Source organism: Tistlia sp., assembly GCF_040905785.1.
Lineage (GTDB): Bacteria > Pseudomonadota > Alphaproteobacteria > Kiloniellales > DSM-21159 > Tistlia.
Map to the genome: position 1 here is coordinate 39,768 of NZ_JBBDQW010000054.1, position 17,896 is coordinate 57,663.

At 71.6% G+C, this 17,896-nt stretch carries 14 protein-coding genes and 1 riboswitch; of the genes, 11 read left to right on the plus strand and 3 right to left on the minus strand.

Annotated elements, in window-relative coordinates; all coding sequences use genetic code 11:
• Positions 1–27: 27 nt before the first annotated feature.
• Positions 28–1,860 (minus strand): DNA helicase RecQ, encoded by a 1,833-nt coding sequence (gene recQ / locus WD341_RS12690; RefSeq protein WP_368425828.1) that lies wholly within the window; start codon positions 1,858–1,860, stop codon positions 28–30.
• A 118-nt stretch (positions 1,861–1,978) separates the two neighbouring features.
• Positions 1,979–2,087: riboswitch (glycine riboswitch) on the plus strand.
• A gap of 222 nt (positions 2,088–2,309) precedes the next feature.
• On the opposite strand from recQ, the gene gcvT reads away from it, so the two are divergent.
• From gcvT to WD341_RS12710, 4 genes are all read left to right on the plus strand, one after another.
• The gene (gene gcvT / locus WD341_RS12695) at positions 2,310–3,425 is read left to right on the plus strand and encodes a glycine cleavage system aminomethyltransferase GcvT (RefSeq protein WP_368425829.1); all 1,116 of its coding nucleotides are present in this window, start codon (positions 2,310–2,312) and stop codon (positions 3,423–3,425) included.
• Between the two features lie 36 nt (positions 3,426–3,461).
• Complete coding sequence (gene gcvH, locus WD341_RS12700; RefSeq protein ID WP_368425830.1) at positions 3,462–3,839, plus strand: glycine cleavage system protein GcvH; 378 nt, start codon at positions 3,462–3,464, stop codon at positions 3,837–3,839.
• A 128-nt stretch (positions 3,840–3,967) separates the two neighbouring features.
• Positions 3,968–6,871, plus strand: coding sequence for an aminomethyl-transferring glycine dehydrogenase (gene gcvP, locus WD341_RS12705; RefSeq protein WP_368425831.1), 2,904 nt, complete (start codon positions 3,968–3,970; stop codon positions 6,869–6,871).
• Between the two features lie 507 nt (positions 6,872–7,378).
• On the plus strand, positions 7,379–8,008 hold the full coding sequence (locus WD341_RS12710) for a DUF1062 domain-containing protein (protein WP_368425832.1): 630 nt from the start codon (positions 7,379–7,381) through the stop codon (positions 8,006–8,008).
• A 239-nt stretch (positions 8,009–8,247) separates the two neighbouring features.
• Here WD341_RS12710 and WD341_RS12715 read toward each other — a convergent pair whose 3' ends face one another.
• Positions 8,248–9,192, minus strand: coding sequence for a bifunctional transcriptional activator/DNA repair enzyme AdaA (locus WD341_RS12715; protein ID WP_368425833.1), 945 nt, complete (start codon positions 9,190–9,192; stop codon positions 8,248–8,250).
• Between the two features lie 278 nt (positions 9,193–9,470).
• On the opposite strand from WD341_RS12715, the gene ugpB reads away from it, so the two are divergent.
• The 7 genes from ugpB (at position 9,471) to WD341_RS12750 (ending at position 16,934) form a co-directional block, all read left to right on the plus strand.
• Positions 9,471–10,808: a sn-glycerol-3-phosphate ABC transporter substrate-binding protein UgpB gene (ugpB, locus tag WD341_RS12720; protein ID WP_368425834.1), complete on the plus strand. Its 1,338-nt coding sequence runs from the start codon at positions 9,471–9,473 to the stop codon at positions 10,806–10,808.
• 112 nt (positions 10,809–10,920) lie between these two features.
• Positions 10,921–11,802: a sn-glycerol-3-phosphate ABC transporter permease UgpA gene (gene ugpA / locus WD341_RS12725; protein WP_368425835.1), complete on the plus strand. Its 882-nt coding sequence runs from the start codon at positions 10,921–10,923 to the stop codon at positions 11,800–11,802.
• Positions 11,803–11,814: 12 nt separating this feature from the next.
• Positions 11,815–12,663 (plus strand): sn-glycerol-3-phosphate ABC transporter permease UgpE, encoded by an 849-nt coding sequence (gene ugpE, locus WD341_RS12730; RefSeq protein WP_368425836.1) that lies wholly within the window; start codon positions 11,815–11,817, stop codon positions 12,661–12,663.
• Between the two features lie 10 nt (positions 12,664–12,673).
• Positions 12,674–13,786 carry a sn-glycerol-3-phosphate import ATP-binding protein UgpC gene (locus tag WD341_RS12735; RefSeq protein ID WP_368425837.1) on the plus strand — a complete coding sequence of 371 codons (1,113 nt, stop codon included), beginning with the start codon at positions 12,674–12,676 and terminating at the stop codon, positions 13,784–13,786.
• 108 nt (positions 13,787–13,894) lie between these two features.
• Positions 13,895–14,806 carry a TauD/TfdA dioxygenase family protein gene (locus WD341_RS12740; RefSeq protein WP_368425838.1) on the plus strand — a complete coding sequence of 304 codons (912 nt, stop codon included), beginning with the start codon at positions 13,895–13,897 and terminating at the stop codon, positions 14,804–14,806.
• A complete protein-coding gene (locus WD341_RS12745; RefSeq protein WP_368425839.1) occupies positions 14,803–15,900 on the plus strand; it encodes a mandelate racemase/muconate lactonizing enzyme family protein in 1,098 nt (365 codons plus the stop codon). The genes WD341_RS12740 and WD341_RS12745 overlap by 4 nt, the downstream gene beginning before the upstream one ends.
• A 26-nt stretch (positions 15,901–15,926) precedes the next feature.
• The gene (locus tag WD341_RS12750; RefSeq protein WP_368425840.1) at positions 15,927–16,934 is read left to right on the plus strand and encodes a LysR family transcriptional regulator; all 1,008 of its coding nucleotides are present in this window, start codon (positions 15,927–15,929) and stop codon (positions 16,932–16,934) included.
• Here WD341_RS12750 and WD341_RS12755 read toward each other — a convergent pair.
• Positions 16,861–17,766 (minus strand): DMT family transporter, encoded by a 906-nt coding sequence (locus WD341_RS12755; RefSeq protein WP_368425841.1) that lies wholly within the window; start codon positions 17,764–17,766, stop codon positions 16,861–16,863. The two genes, WD341_RS12750 and WD341_RS12755, sit on opposite strands and share 74 nt — an antisense overlap.
• Positions 17,767–17,896 lie beyond the last annotated feature (130 nt).

Sequence of the window (17,896 nt, forward strand, 5' to 3'; positions counted from 1 at the left end):
GAATCCCGAGCCTGGCCATCAGCGCGCTCAGCCCTCGGCCAGGACCTCCAGGAAGCGCGGCCCGTAGCGCTCCAGCTTGCTGGCGCCGACCCCCGGAATCTGCGACAGCCCGCCGAGGTCTCGGGGCCGCGCCTGGGCCATGGCGACCAGCGTGTTGTCCTGGAACACGATGTAGGGCGGCACGCCCTGGGCGCGCGCCAGCTCGGTGCGCAGGGCACGCAGCCGCTCGAAGACCTCGGCCTGCTCCGGCGCCAGCGCCTGGCGCAGCGCGCCGCTGTCGCCGGTGCCGCCCCTGGACGGCCGCTCGGGCTTCCGGCGGCGGTCGTGGCGCAGCCTGAGGGTGATTTCTCCCTTCAGGATGGCGCGCGCGTCGCCGGCCAGGCGCAAGGCACCGAAGGCCTCGTGGTCGACCTCCAGGGCGCCGCGGGCGACCAGCTGGCGGAACACCGACTGCCACTCGGCCTTGCCGAGGTCGCTGCCGACCCCGAAGGTCGGCAGCTGGTCGTGGCGCCACTGCTTGATCTTGTCGCTCGGATTGCCGAGCAGCAGGTCGGTCAGGTGGCCGATGCCGAAGCGCTGGCCGGTGCGGTAGACCGCCGAGAGCGCCTTCTGGGCCGGCACCGTGCCGTCGTAGCTCTCGACCGGGCTGAGGCAGGTGTCGCAGTTGCCGCAGGGCGCCTCGCGCGTCTCGCCGAAGTGGCGGAGCAGAGCGTTGCGCCGGCACTCGGCGGTCTCGCAGATGCCGAGCAGCGCCGAGAGCTTGGCGCGCTCGACGCGCTTGATCTCCTCGGGGCTGTTGGAGTCGTCGATCATGCGCCGGCGCTGCGCCATGTCGCCGAGGCCGTAGAAGAGGATCGCGTTGGCCGGCAGGCCGTCGCGGCCGGCACGGCCGGCCTCCTGCATGTAGGCCTCGATGCTCGAGGGCAGGTCGAGGTGGGCGACGAAGCGCACGTCGGGCTTGTCGATGCCCATGCCGAAGGCGATGGTCGCGGTCAGGACCAGCCCCTCCTCCTTCAGGAAGGCATCCTGGTTAGCCTGGCGCGCCGACGGGGCCATGCCGGCGTGATAGGGCAGCGCCCGCAGGCCCTGGGCGGCCAGCCACTCGGCCGTCTCCTCGACCTTGCGCCGGCTCAGGCAGTAGACGATACCGCTGTCGCCGCGGTGCTCGCGCTGCAGGAAGGCGAGCAGCTGGCGCTTCGGGTTGTCCTTGATCTCGATCGAGTAGCGAATGTTCGGCCGGTCGAAGCTGGTCGTGAAGATGCGCGCATCCTCGAGCCGCAGGCGGCGCACCAGGTCGCGCTGGGTCTGCGGGTCGGCGGTCGCGGTCAGGGCCAGGCGCGGGACCCCGGGGAAGTGCGCGGCGAGCTCGCCGAGCTTCAGGTACTCGGGCCGGAAGTCGTGGCCCCACTGCGAGACGCAGTGCGCCTCGTCGATGGCGATCAGCGCCAGGGGCGCCTGCTTGAGGAATTCCAGGAAGCTCGGCAGGGCGAGCCGCTCGGGCGCTGCGTAGAGCAGGTCGATCTCGCCGGCCAGCACGGCGCGGCGCAGCTCCTGGGCGGCGGCGCCGTCGAGGTCGGAGTTGTAGGCGGCGGCGCGGATGCCGAGCTGGCGCAGGGCCTCGACCTGGTCGCGCATCAGTGCGATCAGCGGGCTGACCACGACGGCCATGCCGGGGCGCAGCAGCGCCGGCAGCTGATAGCAGAGCGATTTGCCGCCGCCGGTCGGCGCGAAGATCACGGCGTCGCCGCCCTGCCAGACGTGGCCGACGATCGCTTCCTGCTCGCCGCGGAAGGCGTCGTGGCCGAACAGGCTCTTCAGCAGGCTGTGGGGAGTCGGCCGTTCGGTCGTGCTTGCTTCCATCGTGACGGGGGCGCCTCGGGGTCGGCCTCTGGGAGTGTGGGTGGCGTCCGCGTTCTGTAGCAGGAAGCCGCGTCGATTGACAAAAGCCCCGACTGCATTACCCTCCGGCCCGCGTCCAGAGTCGTGCGCGGGAGACGCCGGGCAGGGGCTTTCCACCAAGCCGCCGCCCGGGGCCGAAGGAGCAACCGCCCCGGAAACTCTCAGGCAACAGGGACCGCGACCGCAGGTTTGGACGCCTCTGGAGAGCGGGCCGCCCGCAGCGAGCGCGGGCAGCCTCACCGAAGGGGGTAATCCGTTCGCTTGGCGGAGGCATCGGCCTCCGCGGCCCGTTTAGCCGAAGACACGGGCCGGCGTCGGGAAATCTCTCAGGGTCGTGGACAGAGGGGGCGCGTTGCAGCCTGCGTTCCAGCGGGGTGCTGCGCCGTCCCACCCTGTCCGAAGGCGACTCCGTGACCGGTTACTCACCAGACGGCCTTGCCCGCACCCCGCTTCACGACCTGCACCGCGCGCTCGGCGCCCGGCTCGTGCCCTTCGCCGGCTACGAGATGCCGGTCCAGTACCCCGCGGGCATCCTCAAGGAGCACCTGCAGTGCCGCGAGCGCGCGGCGCTGTTCGACGTCTCCCACATGGGCCAGGTGCGGCTTTCGGGCGCAGGCGCGGCCGAGGCGCTGGAGCGGCTGGCGCCGCTCGACGCGCAGGGCCTGCCCGAGGGGCGGACCCGCTACTCCTTCTTCACCAACGAAGCCGGCGGCATCCTCGACGACTTCATGACGACCCGGGTCGGCGACGACCTGCTGCTGGTCGTCAATGCCGCCTGCAAGGCCGCCGACCTCGCGCACCTGCAGCGGGCCCTGCCGGCCGGCGCGCGCTGCGCGCTGCTCGAGGACCGGGCGCTGCTGGCGCTGCAGGGCCCGCAGGCGGCGGCCGTGCTTCAGCGCCTGGCGCCGGCCGTCGCCGACCTGCGCTTCATGGATTCCGCCGAGCTCGAGCTGGCGGGGGTGAACGCCCGCCTTTCGCGCTCCGGCTACACCGGCGAGGACGGCTTCGAGATCTCGCTGCCGGCCGAGGCGGCCGGCGCCTTCGCAGAGCGTCTGCTCGCGGAGCCGGAGGTCGAGCCGGCGGGGCTCGGCGCCCGCGATTCGCTGCGCCTCGAGGCCGGACTGTGCCTCTACGGCCACGACATCGACGAGACGACGACGCCGGTCGAGGCCGGCCTCGCCTGGGCGATCGGCAAGCGGCGCCGCGCTGAGGGCGGCTTCGCCGGTGCCGATACGATCCTGCGGCAGCTCGCCGAGGGCCCACCCTCGAAGCGTGTCGGTCTGCTGCCCGAGGGCCGCGCGCCGCTGCGCGAGGGCCTGGAGATTCTCGACGGCGACGGCCGGAAGGTCGGGCGCATCACCAGCGGTGGCTTCGCGCCCAGCCTCGGCCGGCCGGTCGCCATGGGCTACGTCGCCCCGGGCCTGGCCGAAGCCGGGACTGCGCTCGCCGCCGAGCTGCGCGGCAAGCCGGTGGCGCTGGCGACGGCGCCGCTGCCCTTCGTCAAGCACGGCTACAAGCGACCCTGAAGAAACAGCGACCAACCAGCAGCGGAGGCAGACAGCATGGCGGATCTCTATTTCACCGAGGAGCACGAGTGGCTGAGCGTCGAGGGCGGCGAGGCGACGATCGGCATCAGCCAGTATGCCCAGGAGCAGCTCGGGGACGTCGTCTTCGTCGAGCTGCCCGAGGTCGGCGCGACGCTGGCCAAGGGCGACCAGGCGGCGGTCGTCGAATCGGTCAAGGCGGCCAGCGAGGTCTATGCCGGCGTCTCCGGCGAGGTCACGGCGGTCAACGAGGCGCTGGTCGAGGAGCCGGCCAAGGTCAACGCCGACCCCCAGGGCGGCGGCTGGTTCTTCAAGCTCCGGCTGTCCGACGCAGGCGAGCTGTCGGGACTGATGGACGAGGCGGCCTACGGCGCCTTCGTCGAGGGCCTCGGCTGACACGGACCAAGGCAAACACGGACCAAGGCAAACAGGGACCAAGGCAAACAGGGGCCAAGGCAAACAGGGGCCAAGGCAAACAGGGGCCGAGGCAAACAGGCCGGCGGAAACAGGACGGGAGAGACGAGATGACGGCAGCACGGCAGAGCCCCGGAGCGCGGGAGAGTCTCGAAGAGCTGGAAGCCAAGACCGAGTTTCGACGGCGCCACATCGGGCCGGGCGAGGCTGAGATCGCCGCCATGCTGGAGACCGTCGGCTTCGAGTCGCTCGACGCCCTGGTCGAGCGCGCGGTGCCCAAGGCGATCCGCTCGGACGGCCTGCCGGACCTGCCGCGGCCGCTGACTGAGGCCGAGGCCCTGGCGCAGCTCGCGGGCTACGCCGCGCAGAACCGCGCCGCCGTCTCGCTGATCGGCCTCGGCTATCACGACTGCCACACGCCGCCGGTGATCCAGCGCAACCTGCTGGAGAACCCCGGCTGGTACACCGCCTACACGCCCTACCAGCCGGAGATCGCCCAGGGCCGCCTGGAGGCGCTGGTCACCTTCCAGCAGACGGTCGTCGACCTGACCGGCCTGGAGCTCGCCAACGCCTCGCTGCTCGACGAGGCGACGGCGGCGGCCGAGGCGATGACCCTGATGCAGCGCGTCTCCAAGTCGAAGTCGACCCGCTGCTTCGTCGCCCAGGACTGCCACCCGCAGACCCTGGCGGTGCTGCGCACCCGCGCCGAGCCGCTCGGCATCGAGCTGCTGGTCGGGGACCCGGCCGCGGCGCTGCCCGAGGGCGAGCTCTTCGGCGCGATCCTGCAGTACCCCAACACCTGCGGCGAGGTGCGCGAGGACGCGGCCCTGGTCGAGGCCCTGCACGCGCGCGGCGCCCTGGTCACGGTGGCGACCGACCTCCTGGCCCTGACCCTTCTCAGCCCGCCGGGCGCCTGGGGCGCCGACATCGCGGTCGGCTCGGCCCAGCGCTTCGGCGTGCCGCTCGGCTACGGCGGTCCCCACGCCGCCTTCATGGCGACGCGCGACGCCTACAAGCGCCACGTGCCGGGGCGCATCGTCGGCGTCTCGATCGACAGCCACGGCAAGCCGGCCTACCGCCTGGCCCTGCAGACGCGCGAGCAGCACATCCGCCGCGACAAGGCGACCAGCAACATCTGCACCGCCCAGGTCCTGCTGGCGGTCATCGCCGGCTTCTACGCCGCCTGGCACGGGCCCGAGGGCCTGACCCGGATCGCCCGGCGCACCCACCGCCTGACCGCGATCCTGGCCGAGGGGCTGCGCCACCTCGGCCACGTCGTCGAGACCGGGCGCTTCTTCGACACCATCGTCGTGCGGGCCGACGCGGCGGTGCACCAGCGCGCGCGCAGCGCCGGCATCAACCTGCGCGCCCTCGATCCCAACCGCATCGGCATCTCCCTCGACGAGACGACAACGCGCGCGACCGTCGAGACGCTGTGGCAGGCCTTCGCCCAGCGCGCCCTGGACATGACGGTCGAGTCGCTCGACGGCGAGGTCGCCGAGTGCCTGCCGGAGGCGCTGCTGCGCCGCGACGCCTTCCTGACCCACCCGGTGTTCCACGCCTACCGGTCCGAGACCGAGATGCTGCGCTACCTGAAGCGCCTGCAGGACCGCGACATCGCGCTCGACCGGGCGATGATTCCGCTCGGCTCCTGCACCATGAAGCTGAACGCCGCCGCCGAGATGATGGCGATCACCTGGCCGGGCTTCGCCAAGATCCATCCCTTCGCGCCGGCGGAGCAGGCCGAAGGCTACCGGCGCCTGATCCACGACCTGGAGGACAAGCTGGCGCGGCTGACCGGCTTCGCCGCCGTTTCGCTGCAACCCAACGCCGGCAGCCAGGGCGAGTACGCCGGGCTGCTGACGATCCGCGCCTGGCACCGCAGCCGCGGCGAGGCCGGGCGCGACGTCTGCCTGATCCCCTCCTCGGCGCACGGCACCAACCCGGCGAGCGCCGTCATGGCCGGCCTGCGCGTGGTCGTCGTCGGCTGCGACGAGCAGGGCAACATCGACCTCCAGGACCTCGAGGCCAAGGTCGCCGAGCACCGCGAGCGCCTCGCCGCGCTGATGGTCACCTACCCCTCGACCCACGGCGTCTTCGAGGAGGGCATCCGCGAGATCTGCGGCCTCGTCCACGAGGCCGGCGGCCAGGTCTACATGGACGGCGCCAACCTGAACGCGCTGCTCGGGCTCTGCCTGCCCGGGGAGTTCGGGCCGGACGTCGCCCACATGAACCTGCACAAGACCTTCTGCATCCCCCACGGCGGCGGCGGTCCGGGCGTCGGGCCGATCGGCGTCGCCGCGCACCTGGCGCCCTTCCTGCCCGGGCACCCGCTCGACGAGGCGCTGGGCACCAGCCGCAGCCTCGGCCCGGTCTCGGCGGCGCCCTACGGCTCGGCCGGCATCCTGCCGATCTCCTGGGCCTACATCGCCATGATGGGCGCCGAAGGCCTGAAGCAGGCGACGGAGGTCGCGATCCTCAGCGCCAACTACCTGGCCAGGCGGCTCGAGAGCCACTACCCGGTGCTCTACAAGGGCCGCGGCGGCCTCGTCGCCCACGAGTGCATCCTCGACACCCGCGGCCTCAAGGAGGCGGCGGGGATCTCGGTCGACGACATCGCCAAGCGGCTGATGGACCACGGCTTCCATGCCCCGACCATGTCCTGGCCGGTGGCCGGCACCCTGATGGTCGAGCCGACCGAGTCGGAGGCCAAGGCCGAGCTCGACCGCTTCGTCGCAGCCATGGTCTCGATCCGCGAAGAGGCCGACCAGGTCGCCGCCGGGGTCTGGCCGAAGGACGACAACCCGCTGGTCAACGCCCCCCACACCGCCGAGTCCGTGCTCGCCGAGGACTGGAGCCATCCCTACAGCCGCGAGGCGGCGGCCTATCCGGCGGGCGCCCACCGGGAGGCCAAGTACTGGCCGCCGGTCGGCCGCGTCGACAACGTCTACGGCGACCGCAACCTGGTCTGCACCTGCCCCGCGCCGGAGGCCTACCAGGACGCCGCGGAGTAGGGGGCGGCGCGTTCCTTCGTCGCCACACCCTCGTCCGCGCCGCCAACCTCCCGCCGTCGCCCCCGCCCTCTCGTCGTCATCCCCGTGAAAACGGGGATCCAGAGAGAGGTGCCGCATGAGCGGACCACCGACAAACCGCAGGGGCGGCGCCGTTCTCTGGGCCCGCGCTCCCGCGTGGGCGACGAGAACCGGCATCTCCCTCGCCCGCCGTTCCTGTGGTAGAACGGGACACCGCGATTAGCCCAGGCTTCCGAATCTTGCCTCAGCACTAGCCGGTCTCGAACGTTTCCCCGCGACGCCACGGCAGCGCGAGCGCGCCGCCGTGCCCTTCGCATTGCGTCCGTCGCGGCGGTGGCTCGGGACCGGCTTGGCTCGGCAGTACCGCTCTCGACGGCACCTCCTCTCCACAAGCGACGCCCTCCCTCCGGCCAAGTCTCCGCGCGCCGCTCCTGACGCGCCTCGATCCTGCCGCCTCAGCGGACCTCCCAACGGGAGGCACCGACCGGCATGGCCGACAGGCTCTCCGTCCTTTGGACGGTTTTTCCGACCCTCGCGCCGCGGCCCTGGCTTTCCTGCAGCCGCTGCGGGAAACCGAGGTCCCATGTCAGCAGCGGCAAGTTCCGGATCAACGCGAACGGCCGGCGGCTGGACGCCTGGCTGTTCTACCGCTGTGCAGACTGCGAGCGGACCTGGAACCGCCCGCTTTTCGAGCGCCGGCCGCTCGCCAGCCTGGAGCCTGGGCTGCGCGAGGCGCTAACCCTGAACGATCCGGGGCTGGCGCGCCGCTTCGCCTTCGATCTCGTCGACCTGAAGCGCCGATGCGACCACGTCGAGTCTTTCGACGCGGTCGAGATAAGGAAGAGACGCCTTGCGGGCTCCGCCACCCGCCCGGCGGCTCTCGATATCCTGCTGGTCGCGGAGCGGCCGACCCGTGTCCGCCTGGAGCGGCTTCTGGCGGAGGGATTGGGCCTGACACGCAGTCGGGTCAGGCGCCTGCACGATGCGGATCGCCTGTCGGTCATGCCGCTGTCGTCGCCTGCGCTGCGCCGGCCGCTGACCGGCCACCTCTCGGTCGAGCTTGGGTTGGCCGGCTTCGCCGACGCCGAGACGATCTGCCGGGCCGCGAGCGGAGGATAGGTCGTAGTCGGCCGCTCGTCGTCGCCCCCCCCCGAAAGCGGGGGCCGAGAGAACCGCGCCACCATTGCGAGCCCACGGTAGTCCCTGCATGCGGCGCTTTTCTGGATCCCCGTTTTCACGGGGATGACGAAGGGAGGGCGGGGAGGACGGAGCGCCAAGGAGCGGCGACCGCGGTTGAATGCGAAGGGCGCCTCCCCGGCGACGGGAGACGCCCTTCCGTCACGACACGCGGACCCGTCCTACGCCTTGGTGCCCTTGGCCTCGGTCGTCAGCATGCCGGCCTTGCGGTCGAGGCCCCATCGGAAGCCGCCGAGCTCGCCGTCCTGGCGCAGCACCCGGTGGCAGGGGATGACCAGGCTCACCGGGTTGGTGGCGCAGGCCCGGGCGATGGCGCGCTGGCCCTTGGGCAGGCCCAGGCGCTCGGCCAGCTCGGCGTAGGTCATGGTCTCGCCGTAGGGGATCGCGACCAGCTCGTTCCAGACCTTGCGCTGGAAGGCGGTGGCGCGCACGTCGAGCGGCAGGTCGAGGTGCGGCGTCTCGCCGGCGATGAAGGCCAGCACGGCCTCGACCGACGGGCGGATCGCCGCCTCGTCGCGCTCGATCGAGGCGGCCGCGTGGAACTCCGCCGACAGCGCCTCGACCAGCTGCTCCGGGCTCTCGCCGAGCGCCAGGAAGCAGAGGCCCTTGGCGGTCGCGGCGACCAGCAGCAGGCCAAGCGGCGAGGGCGTCACGGCATAGACGATGCGCGCGCCGGCCCCGCCCTTGGCGTAGGTCGCCGGGGTCATGCCGAGGCGCCGGGCGCAATCCTCGTAGACCCGCGAGGAGGAGCCGTAGCCGGCGCCGTAGGTCGCCTCGGCGACCCGCCCGTGCTCGCGCAGCTCGGCGCGGAAGCGGGCGCTGCGCCGCGCCTCGGCGTACTCGCGCGGGCTGACCCCGAGCAGCTTCTTGAAGAGGCGCTGCAGGTGCCAGGGGCTGAGCGCCACCTGCTCGGCGAGCTCGGCCAGGGTCAGGCGCTCGGCGTCGGGGCGGTCGAGCAGGCGACAGGCCTCCTCGACGGCGGCGACCTGGCGCGCCGAGGCGGCCCGGGGCGCCGCCGCCGGTGCCGGCTCGGGGCGCGCCATGCGCCGCTGCGGCTCCCGGCCGTCGCACTCGATCGTCTGCGGTGTCAACAGGCCTGCGTCCATCGTGGGTCTCCGCTGCTGGTCTCGTGCATGGGCGGATCCTGCCGGTCCGAGAGCCTCGCGACTATCCGTTCCTTGCGCAAGCGCGGCCCGTTCCCCTGCGCAAGCGCGAGGGCTCGTCACCAGGGCGGCGCGGCGCGAAAAGAGGGTGTCACAAATGCATCACATAAGTGCAAGATGACCGTTGCGGACGGAGCCTAGAGAGGCGGCCACCAGTCGCGTTCGGCGACCGGGCGGACCCGCCCGACCGTCCCGCGAGGAAACGACAGGGAGACCAAGAGATGTCGCTCCGACAGCAGCTCCTGGCGGCCGCCGCGGCCGTCACGATGACCGGCGTCACGATGACCGGCCTTGCCGCCTCGGCGCAGGCCCAGACCAAGATCGAGTGGTGGCACGCCATGGGCGGCGAGCTCGGCGAGAAGGTCGAGGAGATCGCGACCAACTTCAACGCCAGCCAGAGCGAATACGAGATCGACGCCGTCTACAAGGGCAACTACACCGAGACCATGACCGGGGCGATCGCCGCCTTCCGGGCCGGCCAGCAGCCCGAGATCGTGCAGGTCTTCGAGGTCGGCACCGCGACCATGATGGCCGCCGAGGGCGCGATCTACCCGGTCTACCAGCTGATGAACGACAGCGGCCTCGAGTGGGACCCCGAGGCCTACCTGCCGTCCGTCGTCGGCTACTATACCGACACCCAGGGCAACATGCTCTCGATGCCCTTCAACTCCTCGACGCCGGTGCTCTACTACAACAAGAAGGTCTTCGAGGAGGCCGGCCTGGATCCGGACACGGCGCCCTCGACCTGGCAGGAGATGGGCGAGGCGGCGAAGAAGATCGTCGACAGCGGCGCCGCGACCTGCGGCTTCACCACGGGCTGGCAGTCCTGGGTCCAGATCGAGAACTTCAGCGCCCTGCACAACGTGCCGATCGGCACCCAGGCGAACGGCTTCGGCGGCCTCGACACCGAGCTCACCATCAACAGCGACCTGCACGTCAAGCACATCCAGCAGCTCGCCGACTGGCAGGCGGACGGCATCTTCAAGTACGGCGGTCGCCAGTCGGACTCGGCGCCGCTGTTCTATTCCGGCGAATGTGCCATGTACATGAACTCCTCGGCGGCCTACGCCGGCGTCACGGGCAACGTCGACTTTCCCTTCGGCGTCTCCATGCTGCCCTATTGGGAGGGCGTCGAGGGCGCGCCGCAGAACTCGATCATCGGCGGTGCCACCCTGTGGGTGCTCGCCGGCCATGAGGAGGAGGACTACAAGGGCGTCGCCCAGTTCTTCTCCTACCTGTCCTCGCCCGAGGTGCAGGCCGACTGGCATCAGTTCACCGGCTACCTGCCGGTCACCGAGGCGGCCTACGAGCTGAGCCAGGAGCAGGGCTTCTACGAGGAGAATCCCGGCACCGACACCTCGATCAAGCAGATGACGCTGAACGACCCGACCGACAACTCCAAGGGCCTGCGCTTCGGCAACTTCGTGCAGATCCGCGACATCATCAACGAGGAGCTGGAGACCGTCTGGTCGGGCGGCAAGACCGCCCAGCAGGGCCTCGACGATGCCGTCCGGCGCGGCAACGAGCTGCTGCGCCAGTTCGAGGACGACAACTCCTGATCGCCTGATCCGGAGACGCTCGGCAGGCGGGCCGCCCGCTCCCTCGGGAGCGGGCGGCCGCCGCGCCGGCGCCCTTTCCCGGACGCCCTTCCGGAACGCCTCGGACCTCTCGATGCACAAGCGCGTCATCTTCCGGCACCCGGTGCTGCCCTACCTGCTGCTGCTGCCGCAGCTGGCGGTGACGCTGGTCTTCTTCATCTGGCCGGCGAGCCAGGCGCTCTACCAGTCGCTGCTGCGCCAGGACGCCTTCGGCCTGCGCACCCAGTTCGTCGGCCTGCGGAACTTCGAGCGCCTGTTCGCCGACGCCTCCTACCTGGCCGCCTTCAAGACGACGGTTGTCTTCTCGCTCTCGGTGGCGCTGTCCGGCATGGCGCTCGGCCTGCTCTTCGCGGTCATGGCCGACCGGGTGATCAAGGGCGCGTCGGCCTACAAGACCCTGCTGATCTGGCCCTACGCCGTGGCCCCGGCGATCGCTGGCGTGCTCTGGTGGTTCCTCTTCAATCCGACGATCGGCATCCTGGCCTACGCCCTGCGCAGCCTCGGCTACGACTGGAACCACGCGGTCGACGGCGACGACGCCCTGATCCTGGTGATCGTGGCTTCGACCTGGAAGCAGGTCTCCTACAACTTCCTGTTCTTCCTGGCCGGGCTGCAGGCGATCCCGAAGTCGCTGATCGAGGCGGCGGCGATCGACGGCGCCGGCCCGCTGCGGCGCTTCTGGACCATCGTCTTCCCGCTGCTCTCGCCGACCACCTTCTTCCTGCTCGTCGTCAACCTGGTCTACTCCTTCTTCGAGACCTTCGGCGTGATCCACGCGACCACCAGCGGCGGTCCGGGACAGGCGACGACAATCCTGGTCTACAAGGTCTTCAACGACGGCTTCGTCGGCCTCAACCTCGGCAGCTCGGCGGCGCAGTCGGTGATCCTGATGGCGATCGTCATCGCCCTGACCATGATCCAGTTCCGCTTCATCGAGCGGCGCGTCCAGTACTGAGGGGAGCGCGAGATGGTCGAGAACCGCCCCTGGATGGCCTGGCTGACTCACTTCGTGCTGCTCGGCGGCGTGCTGCTCGTCGCCTTCCCGCTGTGGGTCGCCTTCGTCGCCTCGACCCAGCCCGGCCAGAACCTGCTCGGCGGCGTCATGCCGCTGTGGCCCGGCGATCGGCTGTTCGAGAACTACGCGACCGTGCTGGGCAGCGGCCTCAAGGCCACGGGCGGCGCGCCGGTCGGCCTGATGATGTGGAACTCGCTGGTCATGGCGCTCTCGATCGCGGTCGGCAAGATCGCCATCTCGATCATCTCGGCCTATGCCATAGTCTACTTCCGCTTCCCCTTCCGGATGCTCTGCTTCTGGATCGTCTTCGTGACCCTGATGCTGCCGGTCGAGGTGCGCATCCTGCCGACCTACGAGGTCGTCGCCGACCTCGGCATGCTGAATTCCTACGCCGGCCTGTCGATCCCGCTGATCGCCAGCGCGACCGCGACCTTCCTGTTCCGGCAGTTCTTCCTGACCGTGCCGGACGAGCTGACCGAGGCGGCGCGGGTCGACGGCGCCGGCCCCTTGCGCTTCTTCCTCGACATCCTGCTGCCGCTCAGCCGGACCAACATCGCGGCGCTCTTCGTGATCCTCTTCATCTACGGCTGGGTGCAGTACCTCTGGCCGCTGCTCGTCACCACCGACGAGTCCTTCTACACGATCGTCATGGGCATCCAGCGCATGGTCACCGTCGCCGACGCCCAGCCGCACTGGCACCTGGTGATGGCGACGGCGGTGCTGGCCATGCTGCCGCCGGTGGCCGTCGTCGTCGTCATGCAGGGCCTGTTCGTCAAGGGCCTGGTCGAGACCGAGAAATAGGAAGCGAGCGATGGCCGACATCACGATGAGCGCCGTGCGCAAGAGCTACGGCGAGACCGAGGTCATCCACGGCATCGACGTCGCCATCGCCGACGGCGAGTTCATCGTCATCGTCGGCCCCTCGGGCTGCGGCAAGTCCACGCTGCTGCGCATGGTCGCCGGCCTGGAGACCATCACCGCGGGCGAGATCTCGATCGGCGGCCGGGTCGTCAACCGGCTCGAGCCGAAGGAGCGGGACATCGCCATGGTGTTCCAGAACTACGCGCTCTATCCGCACATGAGCGTGTTCGACAACATGGCCTACGGCCTGAAGATCGCGCGCACGCCCAAGCAGGAGATCCGCGCCCGGGTCGAGGAGGCGGCGCGCCTGCTCGAGCTCGAGGGCCTGCTCGAGCGCAAGCCGCGCCAGCTCTCCGGCGGCCAGCGCCAGCGCGTCGCCATGGGCCGCGCGATCGTGCGCAAGCCGGCGGTCTTCCTGTTCGACGAGCCGCTGTCCAACCTCGACGCCAAGCTGCGCGTCCAGATGCGCCTGGAGATCAAGCAGCTGCAGCGCAAGCTGGGGACGACCTCGCTCTACGTCACCCACGACCAGATCGAGGCGATGACCCTGGCCGACCGCCTGGTCGTGATGAACCAGGGCGTGGCCGAGCAGATCGACACGCCGATGGCGGTCTACAGCCACCCGGCCACGACCTTCGTCGCCGGCTTCATCGGCTCGCCGGCCATGAACTTCCTGAATGGCGAGGTCGGCGCCGAGGGTCGCGGCCTGGCGCTGGCCGGCGGCACCAGCATCACCGACAAGGGCGCCGACCTCTCGGGGCTCGCCGGGCGCCCGGTCACCCTCGGCGTGCGCCCCGAGCATCTGGTCGCGGCGGCCGAGTCGGAGGCCGAGATCCGGCTCGGCGTCGAGATGGTCGAGACGCTGGGCGCCGACACCCTGGCGCACGGCCGGCCGGTCGGCGCCGAAGGCGCCACCCTGGGCGGCGAGGCGCCCGGCCTGATCACCGTGCGGCTCCAGGGCCTGGCCGCGGTGCGCGAGGGCGACCGCCTGCCGCTGCGCATGGCCGAGGGCGAGCTCCACCTCTTCGACCCCGAGAGCGGCCGGCGCATCGCCGACGTCTGAGCCGGCGGCCCTACGCAAACCGTATACCCCCCGGCAGAAAGCCGCCCTTCCTCGCCTCGCCGCCCGGCGCCACCCTTGCAAGAGCACGGCTAAGAGGAGGCACCGTCCATGGCCATCGAGATCGTCGAGGTCGACGCGCCGCTGGGCCACGAGATCCGCGGCGTGGACCTGGCCGGCGAGATCGACGCGAAGAGCTTCGCCGCCATCGAGGCCGCCTACGACCGCTACGGCGTCGTGGTGTTTCGCGGCCGGCCGCTGACGCCGCCCCAGCAGCTCGCCTTCAGCCGGCGCTTCGGGCCGCTCCAGCGCTACGTCCTGGATCGCTACAATCACAAGCAGTACCCGGAGATCTTCGTCGTCTCCAACGTCGTCGAGAACGGCGAGCCGATCGGCATGGCCGACGCCGGCCGCTACTGGCACACCGACATGTGGCTGACCCGAAACCCGCCGCGCGGCTCGATCCTGCACGCGCTCGAGGTCCCGGAGCGCGACGGCGAGCCGCTCGGCGACACCTGGTTCGCCAGCACCGCGGCCGCCTACGACGCCCTCGACGAGGCGATGAAGCGGCGCCTCGAGGGCCTGCGGGCGGTCTTCAGCACCGAGCGCTACCTCGCCTTCCGCGCCCGCACCAACAGGCAGATCGACAAGGCCACCGGCAAGGCCTCCCAGGCGGCGCTGAGCGAGCTCAAGTCCGGCGACATCGAGCACCCGCTGGTCTCGATCCACCCGCGCACGGGACGCAGGTGCCTCTATCTCTGCGAGGGCGTGATCAGCAGCGTGATCGGGCTGGCGCCGGCCGAGTCCGACGCCCTGGTCGCCTTCCTGGAGGCGCACGTGGTGCGGCCCGAGTTCGTCTACCGCCACCGCTGGCAGGTCGGCGACCTGGTGATGTGGGACAACGTCTCCTGCCTGCACAAGGCGACCGACGACTTCGAGCTGCCGCAGCGCCGCCTGATGCACCGCACGACCCTGGCGAGCCAGGCGCCGGCGCCTGCGGCCGTTGGGGGTGCCGCGGCGTGAGCCTCGCGATCGCCGGCATCGAGACCCACCTCGTCGCCACGCCCCTGACGCCGCCGATCGTCCACCCCTTCCTCGGCGCGCGCACCCGCTTCGTCAGCCTGGTCGTGCTGGTGCATACCGAAGGCGGGCCGACCGGTTTCGGCTACGTGACCGGCGAGAGCGCGCGCCAGATGGCGGCGGTCGGTCGCATCGTCGCCGATCTCGCCGAGCGCCTGAAGGGCGCCGACGCGCTCTGTCGAACCCTGCTCTACGAGCAGATGTGGAACTGGACCGTCGACCTGCTGCACGAGGGCGCCGCGACCCTGGCCCTGGCCGCCCTCGACACCGCGCTCTGGGACATCGCCGGCAAGCAGGCCGGCGAGCCGCTGTGGCGGCTGCTCGGCGGCTACCGTCGGAGCGTGCCGGCCTACGCCAGCGAGAGCCTGTGGCGCCACCTCGGGATTGACGAGCTGGAGCGCCAGGGCGCGGCGCTGGTCGAGCGCGGCTTCGATGCCATGAAGCTGCGCCTGGGCGGCCGGCCGGCCGAGGAGGACGTCGAGCGCGCGGTGGCGCTGCGCCGCGCCGTCGGCCCCTCGGTCAAGATCATGACCGACGTGCTCTGGGCCCTGCGCCCCGACGAGGCGATCCGCCTGGCGCGCCGCCTGGCCGACAGCGAGGCCGGGATCTTCTGGTTCGAAGAGCCGGTGCGCGACGGCCACTGGGACGGCCTGCGCCGGGTCCGCGACCAGGGCCTGGTGACGGTCGCCGGCGGCGAGCGGCTGTCGCGCCTGGCCGACGTCCACGCGCTCGCCCGCTCGGTCGACCACGCGATCCTCGACGTCCACCACATCGGCGGCATCACGCCCTGGCTGCGCGCCGCCGCGGTCCTGGAGATCGCGGACCTGCCGATCTCGGTGCACATCGCGCCGGAGATCCAGGCGCACCTCGTGGCGGCCCAGCGCACCGGCGCCTGGATCGAGTACATGTCCTGGTGGGATGCGCTCTTCGAAGAGCCGTTGCAGCCGGTCGGGGGAAGGCTGACACTGACCGACAAGCCCGGCCTCGGTCTGGAGGTCTCGTCGGCGGCACTGAGGCGCCTCGCCGTCGAGGGCTGAGCCCGCCCCAACCCCGCGCGAGGGCCATGACCCCCGAGGATCTGCGCTCCTTCCTGGCCGCCTACGAGAGCGGCAGCATCCAGAAGGCGGCGGGCCGGCTCGGGGTCTCGCAGCCGACCATGAGCCGACGGCTGCGCCGGCTCGAGGACGTGCTCGGCGTCGCCCTCTTCGAGCGCCGCCCGACCGGGCTGCTGGCGACGGTCTACGGCCACGCCTTCGCCCAGCGTGCGCGGCTCATCGACACCGAGCTGGAGATGGCGCGCCAGGAGCTGGTGCGCATCCGCGACGCGGTCGGCGGCTTCGTCGGCTTCGGCGTCAGCCCGGGCGTCGCGGTCAGCCTGATGCCGGCGGCGGTCCGGCTGCTCGACGCGACCAACCCGGGCCTGCGCCTGACCGTGGTCGAGGGCGTCTCAGAGAGCCTGATCGACCAGGTCCGCGAGCGCCGCATCGAGTTCGCGGTCTGCACCGCGCCGGTCCACGCCGACGCCGACCTGGCGGTCGAGCGCCTGGGCGGCGACCCCTTCGTCGTCGCGGCCTCGGAGCGCCATCCCCTGGCCGGGCGCGACGCCGTCCCGCTGGCCGAGACCCTGGACTACCCCTGGGCCTTGCCGACCTTCCGCGGCGCGGTCCGGCAGTGGCTCGAATCGCGCTTCGTCACCGCCGGGCTGGCGCCGCCGGTGCCGCGCGTCGAAACCTCCTCGATGCTGTTCCTGAAGGCGCTGCTCGGCGAGGCACACCTGCTGTCCTACCTGCCGGCGCGCCTGGTCGTTGCGGAGTATCCCGGGGTCGTGGCGATTCCCTGCGCGCCCTCGCTGGTGCTGACCCGCGCCATCGCCGCGGTCCGGCTGCGCCACCGCGAGCCGAGCCCGGCCGCCGAGCTGGTCGTGGCGGCGCTGCGCCGGGCCGCGGGCGAGGCGCCTGAGCTCGAGCTGCGCGGATACGCGGCCGGGTCTCGCGACTCTACGACGGCGCCGGCGCTGGAGCCGTCGCAGGCTGCTTCCGGCCGCCGACCAGCAGCCAGACCCCGGCCATGACGACGGCGAGCCCCAGCGCGTGCCCGACCGTGGGCGCCTCGCCGCTGGCCAGCACCGTCAGGCCGACGCCTAGGATCGGCACGATGTAGGCGTAGAGAACGGCGAAGTCGGCGCCGGCCCGGGCAAGCAGCAGGTAGTAGAGCAGGTAGGCGAGGCCGATCGAGACCAGTCCGTCGCCGGCCGCGGCGAGCAGCGCCTGATCCGGCGGCCGGCCGGCCGGCACGCCCTCGACGAGCAGGGCCAGCGCGACCATCCAGAGCGCGCCGAAGGTCACCGCCCAGGCGCCCACGGTGAGCGGATCGAGTTCCCGGGTGATGCGCTCGGCGACGACGCCGTTGATCGCGAAGACCAGGCCGCCGGAGGCCATGATCAGGACCCCCTCGAAGCTGCCGAGGGCCTGCTCGGTGCCGTCCCACAGCAGGAAGATCGCGAGGCCCGCGATGGCGGTCAGCACGCCCAGCCCGCGCCGGGGCGTGTAGGGCCGGGAGCGCAGTACGAAGGCCGTCAGCAGGAAGGTGAAGACCGGGACGGCGGTGCCGGTCAGCGCGGCGACGTCCGGGCCCATGTGGGTCTCGCCGGCGACGGAGGCGAGCTGCGGCAGCGCGATCGCCGAGAGCCCCATGAGCGGCAGCACGACGGGCCGCCGCCTGAGGGTCCGGAGCAGCGGGCGGCGCAGCGCGGCTATGGCCCCGAGTAGCAAGAGGGCCGCCAGGCTGCACATCAGCGCGGTGCCGGTGATCGGCTCCAGGCCCCGGTTCGCCTCGGCGATGAACAGGTAGCCGGCCGACCAGCACAGCGACAGGAGCAGCAGGATCAGGAGGTTGACGGTCATGGGCCCGGCCGCGGGAGGAGGCGCCCGGCTGCTCTAGCAGCGCCGCCCGCCCCGCGGCAAGGCCGGCGGCCCCGGCACGCACCCGGCGCGCAGGCTGCGCTCGCACCGGCGCGAGCGCCCTGGCTATAGA